This is a genomic window from Streptococcus pseudopneumoniae (assembly GCF_001072315.1).
GTDB lineage: Bacteria > Bacillota > Bacilli > Lactobacillales > Streptococcaceae > Streptococcus > Streptococcus pseudopneumoniae_R.
Window position 1 is genome coordinate 1 of record NZ_JVLI01000137.1, and the last position, 211, is coordinate 211.

1 protein-coding gene is annotated in these 211 nt (G+C 35.5%); it reads right to left on the reverse strand.

All coding sequences use genetic code 11. From position 1 onward, the window contains the following. A partial coding sequence (locus tag ADH54_RS07070) for an LPXTG cell wall anchor domain-containing protein (protein WP_049524587.1) occupies nucleotides 1-211 on the reverse strand: 211 nt, incomplete at both ends.

The following is a 211-nucleotide window of genomic DNA, read 5'->3' on the forward strand; positions in this document are numbered from 1 at the left end:
TCCTTAGATTCTCGTTTGATTTTCATCAAACTTAAAAGTGATATAGTTACCATCCCCAATAACGAAAGACTTGAAGATTTTTCTCCCGTCTTAGGGAGTTCATTTGTTGTAGTTGTAGTTGTAGCTGGAGCTTGATAGACTGGATTTTCCACTTTTGCTACTTGATTCTTAACTTCATCTTGGACATACTTCGAAATCTTGTCATTTGGAA